Source organism: Enterobacter sp. MGH 37 (assembly GCF_000534515.1).
In the GTDB taxonomy this organism is placed as follows: domain Bacteria; phylum Pseudomonadota; class Gammaproteobacteria; order Enterobacterales; family Enterobacteriaceae; genus Enterobacter; species Enterobacter kobei.
In genome coordinates this window covers 11,267-25,190 of record NZ_KI973207.1, presented here as the reverse complement: position 1 = coordinate 25,190, position 13,924 = coordinate 11,267, and the positions used below count along the sequence as shown (strand labels likewise).

Sequence of the window (13,924 nt, the reverse complement as noted above, 5' to 3'; positions counted from 1 at the left end):
CGCGCGGCCGGTAATGCTTTTCTTCGTCCTGCTGCTGTCAACATTTGCTCAGGCCGGCACGCTTGATGAGGTGAAATCGTTGTACAACCCGAAAGGTCTGACCGGAGAGTCGGCAGATCAGGCGCCAGTGGTAACCGCCACACCACCCCGGACCGGAGCGGCTCCTGTCTGGTACCGCCTCAGTAACGGTCGTCAGGTGAATCTGGCGGAGTGGAAGGTGGTGCTGTTTATGCAGGGGCACTGTCCGTACTGTCATCAATTTGATCCGGTACTCAAAACGCTGTCAACGCAGCATGGGTTTTCGGTCTTTCCTTACACGCTGGATGGTCAGGGCGATCAGGCATTCCCGGAGGCGCTACCCGCTCCACCTGAAGTGATGAAGACCTTTTTCCCTAACATTCCGGTCGCCACGCCAACCACGTTTCTTGTCAACGTGAACACGCTCGATGCTTTCCCGATATTGCAGGGCGCAACGGATGCTCAGGGCTTTATGGCCCGGCTCGATACCTTATTTCAGATGATGGAGACACCGAAAAATGGACAAGGTTAAGTCGGTAACATTGCTCAGCGGCCTGTTGCTCGGGTTGTCCTTCTCGGCAGCCGCAGACGTCAACGGCGACATGAACAACTTTTTCAATAAGCTCGGGTTTGCCTCAAATACGTCTCAGCCGCAGGTATGGCAGGGGCAGGCCGCGGGCTACGCTTCGGGCGGTTCTCTGTATGCCAGAACACAGGTGAAAACCATCCAGCTGGTCAGTATGACTCTGCCGGATATTAATGCCGGTTGCGGCGGTATCGATGCGTATCTCGGTTCATTCAGCTTTATCAACAGTGAACAGCTGCAGCGCTTCGCCAAACAAATAATGAGTAACTCCGCAGGATACTTTTTCGATCTGGCACTGCAGACCACAGTTCCTGAAATTAAAACGGCAAAAGACTTCCTGCAGAAGATGGCCAGCGACATCAACAGCACCAACCTCAGTTCATGCCAGGCTGCGCAAGGCATCGTCGGTGGTCTGTTTCCCCGAACTCAGGTTGCGCAGCAGAAGGTCTGCCAGGACATTGCCGGTGAAAGTAACATCTTCGCTGACTGGGCTGCATCCCGACAGGGATGCACTGTGGGCGGAAAGATGGACAGCGTCCAGGATAAAGCGAGCGATAAAGACAAGGAACGCGTGATGAAAAACATCAACATCATGTGGAACGGTCTGTCAAAAAACCGGCTCTTTGACGGTAATAAGGAGCTTAAAGAGTTCATCATGACCTTAACCGGGACACTGATATTCGGTGAGAACGGCGAAATCACACCGCTGCCGGCGCGCACTACCGACCAGGATTTGATCAAGGCCATGATGGAAGGGGGCAGCGCTAAAATCTATCACTGCAATGATTCGGATAAATGCCTCAAGGTCGTGGCAGATGCCACCGTCACCATCGCCTCGGATAAGGCGCTGAAGAACCAGATTTCGAAACTACTCAACAGTATCCAGAACAAGGCCGTTGCTGATGAAAAACTGACTGAGCAGGAGAAAGGGTTTATTTCAAGCACTACTATCCCGGTATTCAAATACCTGGTAGATCCCCAGATGCTTGGGGTGTCTAACTCGCTGCTTTATCAACTGACCGACTATATCGGTTACGACATTCTGCTGCAGTACATCCAGGAACTTATTCAGCAGGCCCGCGCCATGATGGCGACCGGGAATTACCCGCAGGCGACAATGGATATGATCCTGCAGAACCTTGACCAGGCCACGCAGCAAATCGCCACGTTCCAGGCGCGCGTACAGGTCCAACAGGATGCCTTACTGGTTGTCGATCGCCAGATGAGTTACATGCGTCAGCAGGTATCAGCAAGGATGATGACCCGCTACCAGAACAATTACCACTTTGGCGGAGGTATGTGATGCAGGAAGTGTATGTTATCGCCGGGGGCGACTGGTACCGGCATGTACTGAACGCCGTTGCGGCGTTTATGCAGACCGAAAACTGGAAAATTATCGAGAGAATGTGTATCGGTTTTTCCGTTTTGATCGTGGCAGGGAGCTGGATTAAAAAACACAGCGTGATGGATATGCTGGGATGGGTATTCTCGCTGACACTGGTATCGATGCTCGTTTTAATAAAAACCCCAGTACAGGTCATCGATTACTCTGAACCCTCATCGGTGTATCAGGTGGATAATGTGCCGATTGGCCTTGCGATTCCGGCATCCCTTACGACGCGCATCGGGAACGCGTTTGTACAGAGCTATGAAATGGTGATGACACTGCCGGACAGTTCGGTCTACAGCAAAACGGGCATGCTCTTTGGCAGCAACCTGGTGGCGAAAAGTACCGATTTTATGTCGCAGAATCCGGAGATTGTCACGCTGTTCTCCGATTACGTTCAGAACTGCGTTATTGGCGATATGCTGCTGAATCACAAATATTCGTTCGAAGACCTGATGCATTCAACAGATCCCTATACGCTGATTTTTTCTAACCCCAGCCCGTTAAGAGGCATATTTGACAAAAACAACCAGTTTAAAACCTGTCTTGAAGCGTCAGTCGATCTGAAGTCAGCGCTGGCGCTGGATACCCAGACGGGTGGAAAAACCTGGAACTATTATGTCCGCCAGATTTTTGGTGGCCGTCCGAACCCGGATGTGCTGATGTCCAGTTTACTGGGCGACAGTTACCAGACGTTCTATCACAACAGCCAGTCTGCCAGCCAGATTATCCGTCAGAATGTCACCATCAATGCCCTGAGAAGTGGGATACAGAGTTATGCAGCCCGCAGTGCAGATTCGGCGAGCCTGATCAATATTGCCACCACATCATCACTGGAAAAACAGCGTCTGGCGCAGGCATCAATGGGGCAGCAGGCACTGAGAACGTTGCCGATGATGCAGACCGTTATTCTCGGGATGATGATTGGCATGTTCCCGATTATTGTGATGGCGGCCATGTTCAACATGCTGACCATGCAGGTGCTGAAGGGGTATGTTGTCGCCCTGATGTGGCTGCAGTGTTGGCCGATTTTATACGCCATCCTGAACAGTGCCATGGCGTTCTATGCTGCCAAAAATGCCACGCCGGTGGTGTTATCTGAAATGTCACAGGTACAGTTGCGTGACTCTGATATTGCCACGACCGCAGGTTACATCTCGCTGATGATTCCTGGCCTGGCCTGGATGATGATAAAAAGCGTGGGGGCAGGTTTCTCAAATATCTACAGCCATTTTGCTTCCTCTGGCCTCAGTGCCACCTCTCAGGCGGCTTCCGGTGTTGTAGACGGGAATTACTCTTACGCCAATATGCAGACTGATAATGTCAGCGGGAACAGCTGGAATACTAACAGCACCACTGCATTTGGCCAGATGACCCGGCAGCTCTCTAACGGTGGTATGGGAACCCAGACACGGGATGGTTCAATGGTCTGGGATACCAGTGGCGCCATGTCGAAACTGCCGGTAGATATCAACGTCGGACGTCAAATTGCCAGCGCACAGCAGCAGATGGCCAGAGAATCAGAAGTACAGGCTGAAAGCGCCCTGCATGGTTATAACCAGAGCGTAACGAGCGCCTGGAATACCCTGAAGCAGTTCGGTACCAATATGGGGACCAGTTCCTCAATGACGACGGGGGCAGACAGTACTGAATCCTCTCAGGATACGATGGCCAGAAGCAAAATGTGGAATGCTGTTGTTGCTAATGCTAAAGCAAATAACATCAGCAATGAGGAGTCGTTCCAACAATTAATGGATGATTCGACTAAAAGTTCTCAAGCTGCGGATATTCATGCATCTGGTAAGTGGAGCTCAGGAGATCAACTATTCGGTAAATTAGGCAAGTGGGGAACTGGGCTATCTGCGGAAGCGGGTGTAAAAGGGAGTGCCGGGTGGACCCATAGCTCGGGCGATACTGATAATGTCAGTTCTTCAGGGCGGGAGTCACATGACAGTAGACACGATACTAGCAGTCAGGCAGCCAAAGACTTCAGAGAAGCTTCTGATTACTTTACTAGCCACAAAACTACAACTTCTGGAAATGTTACTGATAATAATGCATCTTCCCGTGTTGACCAGTTTGCAGCATCGTTGTCCAGCGCGAAAAACAGCTATGACCAGTATACAACCAGTAAGACCCGCAGTCATGAATATAGTGAAATGGCTTCACGTACTGAGAGCATGAGCGGACAGATGAACGAAAACCTAACTCAACAGTTTGCTAATTTTGTCCAGAGACAGGCGCCGCAGAATGCAGAGGCTATTCTGACGGATACCAGTTCACCTGAAATTGCCGCACAACGAGAGGCCCTGGCCAGAGACTTTGTAAAATCTCAGGTAGAGCCGAAAATTGATGGGGCATACCAGGAAGCCAGAGGAACGGTCGGAAATAATATGGGCGGTGTTTCAACCAGTGGAGGCAGAGAAGACGTTGCTTCTGACTATGGTCAGCATTCCGGAAGTATTGACAATATGACCGCACATGCAGGCATTAAACAGGATGTTGGTAAGAGCGTGGGTACGTTGGTTTCGGAGAACAGACAGGCTCACCAAAATACTCGGCAGGAAATAATCAACCAAGAAAATGACGTTAAAAAACAGCATGCAGATCTGGAAAACAACCATAAAACAGAGGGAAATAACTTCCATAATACATATAATGAGAAGAAGGGAAAGGTAAGTAATATGCCGGGAGCAGCCTCTTCCAAAGAGCTTGAGGAAAGGGCTACTAAACTTCAAAAGGATTATCTTGATGGGAAGAAATGAGAATGATGATTAACAATAAAGTCATTTTTGAAGAGGTGGAAGAGTTAAAACATATACTTTCACAAGGGGAAGTGGACATACCTTCCTTTTGGACATGTTTATGGCCTGGACTGGTTATAGTTGCTTGGAATGCACTTTGTTCTGTAATTAGTGTCGAAAGTGGTTTTTTTTCAAGCAGATATATATTTAGCGCGATGATTTTTCCATGCGGTGTTGGGTTCATAATTATGCTTGGCGTCGCTAGTGCGCGTTCGCTGTTTTTGTCAGTGCCAAGAACCTTTAGACTTAATTCATTTTTATATCGATTCTTTGGTAAAAAAATTATGGTATACACGATTACATATATGGTTGTGATCGTTCTGCTTGCCTTATTCAATCGTGTGTATTATAACTCACCATTACCTTTTGCATTCATGATTATTTTAACAACTATTTGTTGTGGTGTGGTAATGCATTTAGACTTTGGGCGATATCAACTATCATTGCTTACATCCGCAATAAGTACATTTAAAAGCAATAGGCTTAATAGCTAAGTTTTTCTTGAAGTTAAGTTAATACTATTGATTGGGATTTTTTAGATTAAAGGGCGTTGATGCAGATAATTAACGCCTTAACTCTCCCTTTGTTTGATGTGTCGTTGTTTATCATATGTATCAATAGTTAATTTACATTGCATTTAAAATGATGCTGTTTATATCTGAAGGTGAAAGATGAAAAGAAATAATTCTATGGCTATTATTGTCATAAGTTCAGTGTTGGTGTTGTCTGGTTGTGGTGCGATGGGTACTGCAATTAAAAAACGAAACCTCGATGTCAAAACTCAAATGAGTGAGACTATCTGGTTAGAACCCTCTAATAATCACACGGTATTTCTGCAAATAAAAAATACTTCAGATAAAGATATGAGCGGACTGCAGGCTAAGATTGCCAGCGCAGTGACAGCAAAAGGTTACCAGGTGGTGACTAATCCGGATACTGCTGGGTACTGGATACAGGCTAATGTACTGAAAGCAGATAAGATGGATTTGCGAGAGTCACAGGGGTGGTTAAGTAAGGGATATGAAGGGGCTGCGACAGCTGCTGCTCTGGGTGCTGGTATAACAGCTTATAACTCAAATTCAGCAGGGGCTACATTAGGAGTAGGGCTGGCAGCTGGACTGGTTGGAATGGCGGCAGACGCGATGGTGGAAGATGTTAACTATACGATGGTTACTGATGTCCAGATCGCAGAAAGAACCTCGACAAAGGTTCAGACAGATAACGTTGCCGTATTGCGCCAGGGGACGTCCGGAGCGAAGGTACAGACCAGTTCAGAAACAGGTAATCAGCATAAATACCAGACCCGTATTGTCTCGAATGCCAATAAAGTTAATCTAAAATTCCCGGAAGCTCAGCCAGTTCTTGAAGACCAACTTGCGAAATCTATTTCTAATATTCTGTAATGTGTTCAATCCAATTTTCCAGATGATTTCTCTGTTGGATTAAAGTTGCGTCTCTATCCGGTAATGCCGGTGCTTCAGTAAATTCAGATAACGCCTCACAGGCACGCAAATATTTTGTGTGCCTGTGAGGCGTTGCCGGCTGCGGCCGGAATTCTTTTCAGTGGTTAATTGATGGATTATTGCCATGAGTTTTAACGCCAAAGATATGACACAGGGCGGTCAAATAGCGAGCATGCGTTTTCGTATGTTTGGTCAGATTGCCAATATTATTCTATATGTACTGTTCCTCTTTTTTTGGGTGCTTTGCGGGCTGATATTAATGTATCGCCTGAGTTGGCAAACCTTTGTTAACGGTGCCGTATACTGGTGGTGTACAACGCTTGGACCGATGAGAGATATCATCCGGTCTCAGCCCGTATATACCATTAATTATTATGGACAACAGTTGCAGTATACGTCGGAGCAAATACTCAAGGATAAATACACTATCTGGTGTGGGGAGCAGTTGTGGACCGGGTTTGTCTTTGCCGGAACAGTTTCCCTGATTATTTGTATTGTTGCTTTCTTTGTCGCCAGCTGGGTATTAGGTCATCAGGGGAAACAACAAAGTGAAGATGAAGTGACGGGAGGCCGTCAGCTATCAGAAAAGCCAAAAGAAGTAGCCAGAAAGATGAAGCGGGATGGTATGGCCTCTGATATTAAAATCGGTGACCTGCCTATTTTACTAAACTCCGAAATTCAGAATTTCTGTCTTCATGGTACTGTTGGTTCCGGTAAATCAGAAGTTATCCGACGACTGTTAAATTATGTCCGTGCCCGTGGGGATATGGCCATCATCTACGACCGCTCCTGTGAGTTCGTCAAAAGTTATTACGACCCGTCTATTGATAAAATTCTCAACCCGCTGGATTCGCGCTGTGCAGCCTGGGATTTGTGGAAAGAGTGCCTGACGCTGCCGGATTTCGACAACGTCTCTAATACCCTGATTCCGATGGGAACCAAAGAGGACCCGTTCTGGCAGGGTTCCGGTCGCACCATCTTTGCCGAAGGTGCCTACCTGATGCGTGAGGACAAGGACCGCAGCTATGAGAAGCTGGTTGATACGATGCTCTCCATCAAGATCGACAAGCTGCGCGCCTATCTGCAGAATACGCCAGCGGCAAACCTGGTGGAAGAGAAGATTGAGAAAACCGCCATCAGTATCCGTGCGGTGCTGACCAACTACGTTAAGGCCATTCGCTACCTGCAGGGCATTGAGAAGAACGGCGAGCCGTTCACCATCCGGGACTGGATGCGCAGTGTCCGTGAGGACCAGCCCAACGGCTGGCTGTTTATCTCCTCCAACGCTGACACCCACGCTTCCCTGAAGCCGGTTATCTCGATGTGGCTGTCGATTGCCATTCGCGGTCTGCTGGCAATGGGGGAAAACCGTAACCGTCGTGTCTGGATTTTTGCAGACGAATTACCGACATTGCATAAGTTACCGGACCTGGTGGAGATCCTCCCGGAAGCCCGAAAATTCGGTGGCTGCTATGTATTCGGGATTCAGTCCTACGCCCAGCTGGAAGATATCTATGGCGTGAAACCCGCAGCAACCTTGTTCGACGTGATGAATACTCGCGCATTCTTCCGCTCGCCCAGTAAAGGTATTGCTGAATTTGCTGCTGGCGAAATAGGTGAGAAAGAGATCAAGAAGGCAAGTGAGAACTACTCCTACGGTGCTGACCCGGTACGTGATGGGGTATCCACCGGTAAGGAGCAGAAACGGGAAACGATTGTCAGCTATTCCGATATCCAGACCCTGCCGGATTTATCCTGTTACGTCACGCTGCCCGGGCCATATCCGGCAGTTAAACTGGCACTGAAATATAAACCCCGCCCCAAAATTGCCGAAGGCTTTATTCCACGCCAGCTCAATCAGGCTATTGATGACAAGCTGGCTGCGGTGCTTGCTGCGCGTGAAGCTGAAGGGCAGAGCGCCCGGATTTTGTTTATGCCAGATCCGGTTGAAACTGTGCCGGTTGAGAAGACCGACGAAAAGCCTGCGTCACCGGTAGCGGCCGTACCCACCCCTCAGGAGGATAAGGCAAAAGTTCCGCCGGTTACTGCCAGTAACACGTTCCACAAACCTGCAAGTGCAGCGGCAGCCGCCGCAAGCGCATCGGTGACCCAGGCTGGCGGTGTTGAACAGGAACTTCATGAAAAACCTGAAGAACAACTTCCATTACCCCCGGGCGTGAATAAAGACGGGGAAATTGAGGATATGAATGCCTGGGATGAGTGGCAGTCCAGTTCTGATGTTTTGAGGGATATGCATCGTCGTGAAGAGGTCAACATCAACCATAGTCATCATGTTGATCGTGATGATATCAATCTGGGGAGTAACTTCTGATGATGTCAATTGGTTCAGTGAAATCCGCGGGTAAAGCCGGAGATTATTACACCAAAGAAGATAATTATTACGTTATCGGCAGCATGGATGAACGCTGGCAGGGGAAAGGTGCTGAGGCGCTGGGCCTTGAAGGAAAAACCGTGGATAAGGCCCTGTTTACCGAACTGTTGAAAGGGAAGCTGCCGGATGGCAGCGACCTGAGCCGGATCCAGGACGGTATGAATAAACACCGCCCTGGTTATGACCTGACCTTTTCCGCGCCAAAAAGTGTATCCGTCATGGCTATGCTGGGTGGTGACAAACGCCTTATCGAGGCGCATAACCAGGCGGTCACTGAAGCTATTCGTCAGGTTGAAACCCTCGCAGCTACCAGGGTGATGGTGGACGGAAAATCTGAAACAGTGCTGACCGGCAACCTGATTGTGGCGAAATTTAACCACGATACCAACCGCAACCAGGAGCCTCAGATTCATACTCATGCGGTGGTGATAAATGCTACACAGAATGGCGATAAATGGCAGTCGCTGGGTACCGATACGGTAGGAAAAACCGGTTTTATCGAAAACGTGTATGCCAACCAGATTGCGTTCGGAAAAATATACCGTGAAGTGCTGAAACCCCTGGTTGAGGGGCTGGGGTATGAAACAGAGGTGGTCGGCAAGCACGGTATGTGGGAGATGAAAGACGTTCCCGTTGAGCCTTTCTCGACGCGTACCCAGGAAATCAATGCCGCTGCCGGTCCCGATGCATCACTGAAATCTCGGGATGTGGCCACTCTCGATACCCGCAAAGCGAAGGAAACTCTCGACCCGGCACAGAAGGTGACGGAGTGGCTTTCCACTCTGAAAGAGACCGGGTTTAACCTTAAGGAATATCGTGAGGCTGCCGATCAGCGGGCGAAAACACAACGGGAAGTTCCTTCTCCGGAAGCGCCAGCTGGACCAAATGTTGACGATATAGTTACGCAGGCTATTTCCGGGTTAAGCGATCGTAAAGTTCAGTTTACCTATACGGAGTTGCTGGCCAGAACGGTCAGCCAGATGGAGGCCCGCCCGGGTGTCATCGAGACGGCAAGAGCCGGTATTGAAGCCGCCATTGGGAGGGAACAACTTATCCCGCTTGACCGGGAAAAAGGGATTTTCACCTCCGGGATACATGTTCTCGATGAATTATCCGTCAGAGCCCTGAGCCAGGAAGTATTACGCCAGAACCACGTCAGTATGGTCCCGGAAAAGGCAACCGCGCGTCAGACGTCGTTCAGTGATGCGGTTACCGTTCTGGCTCAGGATCGCCCTGCAATCGGGATTGTATCGGGTCAAGGTGGGGCTGCAGGGCAACGCGAACGAGTGACTGAAATGGCCATGATGGCACGTGAGCAGGGACGGGATGTCCATATCATCGCGGCAGATAACCGTTCCCTGGAGTTTCTGCTGAAAGAAGAAAAACTTGCAGGCGAAATCATCACTGGTAAAAGCGCTCTGCAGGACGGTACTGCCTTTGTTCCAGGAGGGACGTTGATAATCGACCAGGCTGAAAAACTCAGCCTGAAAGAAACCATCAATCTGCTCGATGGCGCCATGCGTAATAATGTTCAGATCCTGATGTCAGACAGTGGAAAACGAAGCGGTACCGGCAGCGCGCTGACCGTCATGAAAGAGAGTGGTGTGACGGCGTATAAATGGCAGGGTGGAAAGCAGACTACAGCATCGGTTATCAGCGAGCCGGACAGGAATCAACGCTTTACCAGAATGGCCAGTGACTTTGTTGCCAGCGTCCGGGATGGTCAGGAAAGCGTGGTTCAGATACGCGGTCCCCGGGAGCAGGGGATCCTGACAGGGCTAATCCGTGAAAATCTCAGAAATGAAGGCCTGATAGGCAGTCATGAGGAAACCATTACGGCGCTGACGCCGGTCTGGCTGGACAGTAAAAACCGGGGTATCCGCGATAATTATCGTGAGGGAATGGTGATGGAGCGCTGGGATCCGGAAAAACGCATCCATGACCGGTTTATTATCGATCGCGTGACCGCTGTCAGTAATACCCTGACCCTGAAAGATGAAAAGGGAGAATCACTGAATCTCAAAGTCTCCGCCGTTGATAATACCTGGACGCTGTTTCGTCCTCAGCAGTTGCCTGTGGCGGAAGGAGAACGGCTGGCCATTCTGGGGAAAATTCCGGAAACCCGGCTGAAGGGGGGCGATACGGTTCAGGTGCTGAAAGCGGAGAATGGTGTCCTGACCGTACAGCACCCCGGTCAGAAGACCACCCAGAAGCTGGCCGCCGGCAATACGCCCTTTACAGGGATCAAGGTCGGTCACGGCTGGGTGGAAAACCCGGGCAGGTCAGTCAGTGAAACCGCAACGGTGTTCGCCTCATTGTCACAGCGTGAACTGGACAATGCCACCCTCAATGCCCTGGCGCAGAGCGGCAGCCAGGTTCGACTGTACTCTGCGCAGAATGAGCAAAAAACGGTTGAGAAACTCGGGCGCCATACAGCGTTCAGTGTGGTAACCGAACAGCTGAAAACCCGTGCGGGCGAGCAGGATATCAGCGCAGCAATTGCTCACCAGAAAAGCCAGCTGCATACACCGGCTGAACAGGCAATCCATCTGGCGGTTCCGTCGCTGGAAAGCGATAAGCTCACGTTTACCCGGCCTCAGTTACTTGTCGCCGCTCATGAGTTTTCTGACGGTACCGTTCCGTTCTCTGATATCGAGAAAACTATAGGAGAACAGATTAAATCAGGCGATCTGCTGCACGTTCCTGTCGCTGCCGGTCATGGCAACGATCTGCTGATTTCCCGGCAGACCTGGGATGCAGAGAAAAGTTTGCTCACGATGGTGCTTGAGGGTAAGAACGCCGTTACGCCGTTAATGGCGAAAGTACCAGGTTCGCTGATGGAAGGGCTGACATCGGGACAACGAAATGCCACCCGTATGATCCTGGAAACCCGGGACAGGTTCACTCTGGTTCAGGGTTATGCCGGCGTGGGTAAAACCACGCAGTTCCGGGCGGTGATGTCGGCGGTGAATTTGTTGCCGGAAGACTCCCGTCCGAAGGTAATCGGCCTCGGACCAACACACCGTGCGGTGGGAGAAATGCAGAGCGCCGGTGTGGAGGCACAGACCACAGCCTCTTTCCTGCATGATACACAGCTTCTGATGCGAAGCGGCCAGACTCCGGATTTCAGCAACACACTTTTCCTGGTGGATGAGAGTTCGATGCTGGGGCTATCCGATACGGCAAAGGCCATGAGTCTGATCGCGGCCGGTGGTGGCCGTGCGGTTTCCAGCGGTGATACTGATCAGCTGCAGTCTATTGCCCCCGGTCAGCCTTTCCGGCTTATGCAGAAGCGCAGTGCGGCCGATGTGGCCATCATGCAGGAGATCGTGCGACAGGTGCCTGAACTCCGCCCGGCGGTGTACAGCCTTATTGACCGGGATATACACAGTGCACTTTCCACCATTGAAAGAGTCGAACCCGCCCAGGTTCCCCGAAAGGAGAACGCATGGGTACCTGAAAGCTCAGTCATGGAATTCACGCCAGAACAGGAGAAAGCGATTCAGAAAGCCATCGGTGAAGGCGAAGTTCTTCCTGATATCTCGCCCGTCAGTCTCTATGACGCCATCGTAAGGGACTATACCGGACGCACGGAAAGTGCTCAGGCACAAACGTTGATTATTACCCACCTGAATGATGACCGCCGGGTGCTGAACCGTATGATCCATGATGAAAAAATGCGGAACGGTGAGCTCGGGGAAGACAGTGTCACGCTGCCAGTTCTGGTGACCAGTAATATCCGGGATGGCGAACTACGTAAGGTTTCGACCTGGGAAGCACATAAAGGTGCCATCGCATTAGTGGATAACCAGTATCACCAGATAGTGGGCGTCAGTAAAGCAGACCAGCTGATTACGCTTCGTAGTGACGAAGGTACCGAACGCCTGATTTCACCGCGAGAGGCTTCTGCAGAAGGTGTCACGTTATACCGCCAGGAGAGTATTACCGTTTCGCCCGGCGACAGAATGCGCTTCAGTAAAAGTGATACCGAACGTGGCTACGTGGCGAATAGTGTGTGGCGGGTAGAAAGCATATCTGGTGACAGTGTCACGCTGAATGACGGAAAAAGTACCCGAACGGTAACGCCCGCTGCGGATAAAGCTGAAGCGCATGTTGATCTGGCTTATGCCATCACCACACACGGTGCGCAGGGGGCAAGCGAGCCCTTTTCAATTGAACTGGAAGGTGTGACTGGCGCCAGGGAGCGGATGGTCAGCTTCGAATCAGCGTATGTAGCGCTCTCCCGTATGAAACAGCATACGCAGGTATATACCGATGACCGGAAAGGATGGACGGATGCGGTAAGCCGTTCTCAGGAGAAAGCCAGCGCGCATGATGTTCTGGAGCCTCTTAATGATCGCGCTGTTAAAAGCGCAGAGCAGCTGTTTGGTCGCGCCATTCCCCTGACGGAGAGTCCGGCCGGACGTGCAGCACTGCAACAATCAGGTATTGCCCGCGGGCAGTCCACAGGGAAATTTATCTCCCCGGGGAAAAAGTATCCGTTACCGCATGTCGCGTTACCTGCATTTGACCGTAATGGAAAATCCGCCGGGATATGGCTGAGCCCACTGACGGATAAGGATGGGCGATTGCAGGCTATCGGTGGGGAAGGGCGGGTTATGGGGAATGAAGAGGCCCGTTTTGTCGCCCTGCAGGGAAGCAGGAATGGGGAAAGCCTGCTCGCCGGGAACATGGGAGAGGGCGTCAGAATTGCCCGGGATAATCCGGACAGTGGCGTGGTGGTTCGCCTTGCCGGCGACGACCGTCCATGGAACCCTGGCGCCATCACCGGCGGCAGGGTCTGGGGCGATATAGACGCCGTGGTTACGGGGGGGAGCGGTGCAAATATTCCGCTACCACCTGACCTGCTTGCTCAAAAAACGGCAGAAGAACTGCAACGCAAGCAGATTGAAAAGCAGGCACAGGAAACGGCTCGTGAACTGACCGGTGAAAAGCGTAAACAGGACGAAGTGGGTGAGCAGATCAAGGACATTATCACGGATGTGGTTCGCGGTCTGGAACGACAGAAGGGGCAGCATGAACGATTCCAGCTTCCGGATGAACCAGAAAACCGTCTCAGAAATGAGGCTGTTCAGAAAGTGGTAGCCGATAATCAGCAGCAGGACAGATTGCAGCAAATTGAACGGGATATGGTCCGGGATCTGACCCGGGAAAAAACACTCGGAGGCGACTGACGCGCCTGCGGCTTGTCTGCTCCGGCATGTTCCCCGATTAAAATCGGGAAACCTGCCGGAGCGCTAAAAAGGAATATGA

The 13,924-nt window shown here is 50.8% G+C and carries 7 protein-coding genes; all 7 read left to right on the top strand.

All coding sequences use genetic code 11. The features are described from left to right. The first annotated feature begins 13 nt into the window (after nt 1-13). Entirely contained in the window at nt 14-550 is a 537-nt protein-coding gene (trbB, locus tag L383_RS00870) for a type-F conjugative transfer system pilin assembly thiol-disulfide isomerase TrbB (RefSeq protein WP_032160235.1), read from the top strand. After that, a complete protein-coding gene (traH, locus tag L383_RS00875) occupies nt 537-1,907 on the top strand; it encodes a conjugal transfer pilus assembly protein TraH (protein WP_023332869.1) in 1,371 nt (456 codons plus the stop codon). Before trbB ends, traH begins: the two co-directional genes overlap by 14 nt. After that, nucleotides 1,907-4,756 (top strand): conjugal transfer mating-pair stabilization protein TraG, encoded by a 2,850-nt coding sequence (gene traG, locus L383_RS00880; RefSeq protein ID WP_001568078.1) that lies wholly within the window; start codon nt 1,907-1,909, stop codon nt 4,754-4,756. Before traH ends, traG begins: the two co-directional genes overlap by 1 nt. A gap of 2 nt (nt 4,757-4,758) precedes the next feature. Further along, nucleotides 4,759-5,289 (top strand): hypothetical protein, encoded by a 531-nt coding sequence (locus L383_RS25485; RefSeq protein ID WP_001568077.1) that lies wholly within the window; start codon nt 4,759-4,761, stop codon nt 5,287-5,289. Between the two features lie 177 nt (nt 5,290-5,466). Continuing rightward, the gene (traT, locus tag L383_RS00885; protein WP_001568076.1) at nt 5,467-6,198 is read left to right on the top strand and encodes a conjugal transfer complement resistance protein TraT; all 732 of its coding nucleotides are present in this window, start codon (nt 5,467-5,469) and stop codon (nt 6,196-6,198) included. 184 nt (nt 6,199-6,382) lie between these two features. Continuing rightward, on the top strand, nt 6,383-8,590 hold the full coding sequence (gene traD, locus L383_RS00890) for a type IV conjugative transfer system coupling protein TraD (RefSeq protein ID WP_023332870.1): 2,208 nt from the start codon (nt 6,383-6,385) through the stop codon (nt 8,588-8,590). Continuing rightward, on the top strand, nt 8,590-13,845 hold the full coding sequence (gene traI, locus L383_RS00895) for a conjugative transfer relaxase/helicase TraI (protein ID WP_023332871.1): 5,256 nt from the start codon (nt 8,590-8,592) through the stop codon (nt 13,843-13,845). Before traD ends, traI begins: the two co-directional genes overlap by 1 nt. The last annotated feature ends 79 nt before the right edge of the window (nt 13,846-13,924 follow it).

Coding starts and splice junctions, on each gene's coding strand:
- traH (WP_023332869.1), top strand. CDS start 537: ATGGACAAGGTTAAGTCGGTAACATTGCTCAGCGGCCTGTTGCTCGGG.
- traD (WP_023332870.1), top strand. CDS start 6,383: ATGAGTTTTAACGCCAAAGATATGACACAGGGCGGTCAAATAGCGAGC.
- traI (WP_023332871.1), top strand. CDS start 8,590: ATGATGTCAATTGGTTCAGTGAAATCCGCGGGTAAAGCCGGAGATTAT.
- L383_RS25485 (WP_001568077.1), top strand. CDS start 4,759: ATGATGATTAACAATAAAGTCATTTTTGAAGAGGTGGAAGAGTTAAAA.
- traG (WP_001568078.1), top strand. CDS start 1,907: ATGCAGGAAGTGTATGTTATCGCCGGGGGCGACTGGTACCGGCATGTA.
- trbB (WP_032160235.1), top strand. CDS start 14: ATGCTTTTCTTCGTCCTGCTGCTGTCAACATTTGCTCAGGCCGGCACG.
- traT (WP_001568076.1), top strand. CDS start 5,467: ATGAAAAGAAATAATTCTATGGCTATTATTGTCATAAGTTCAGTGTTG.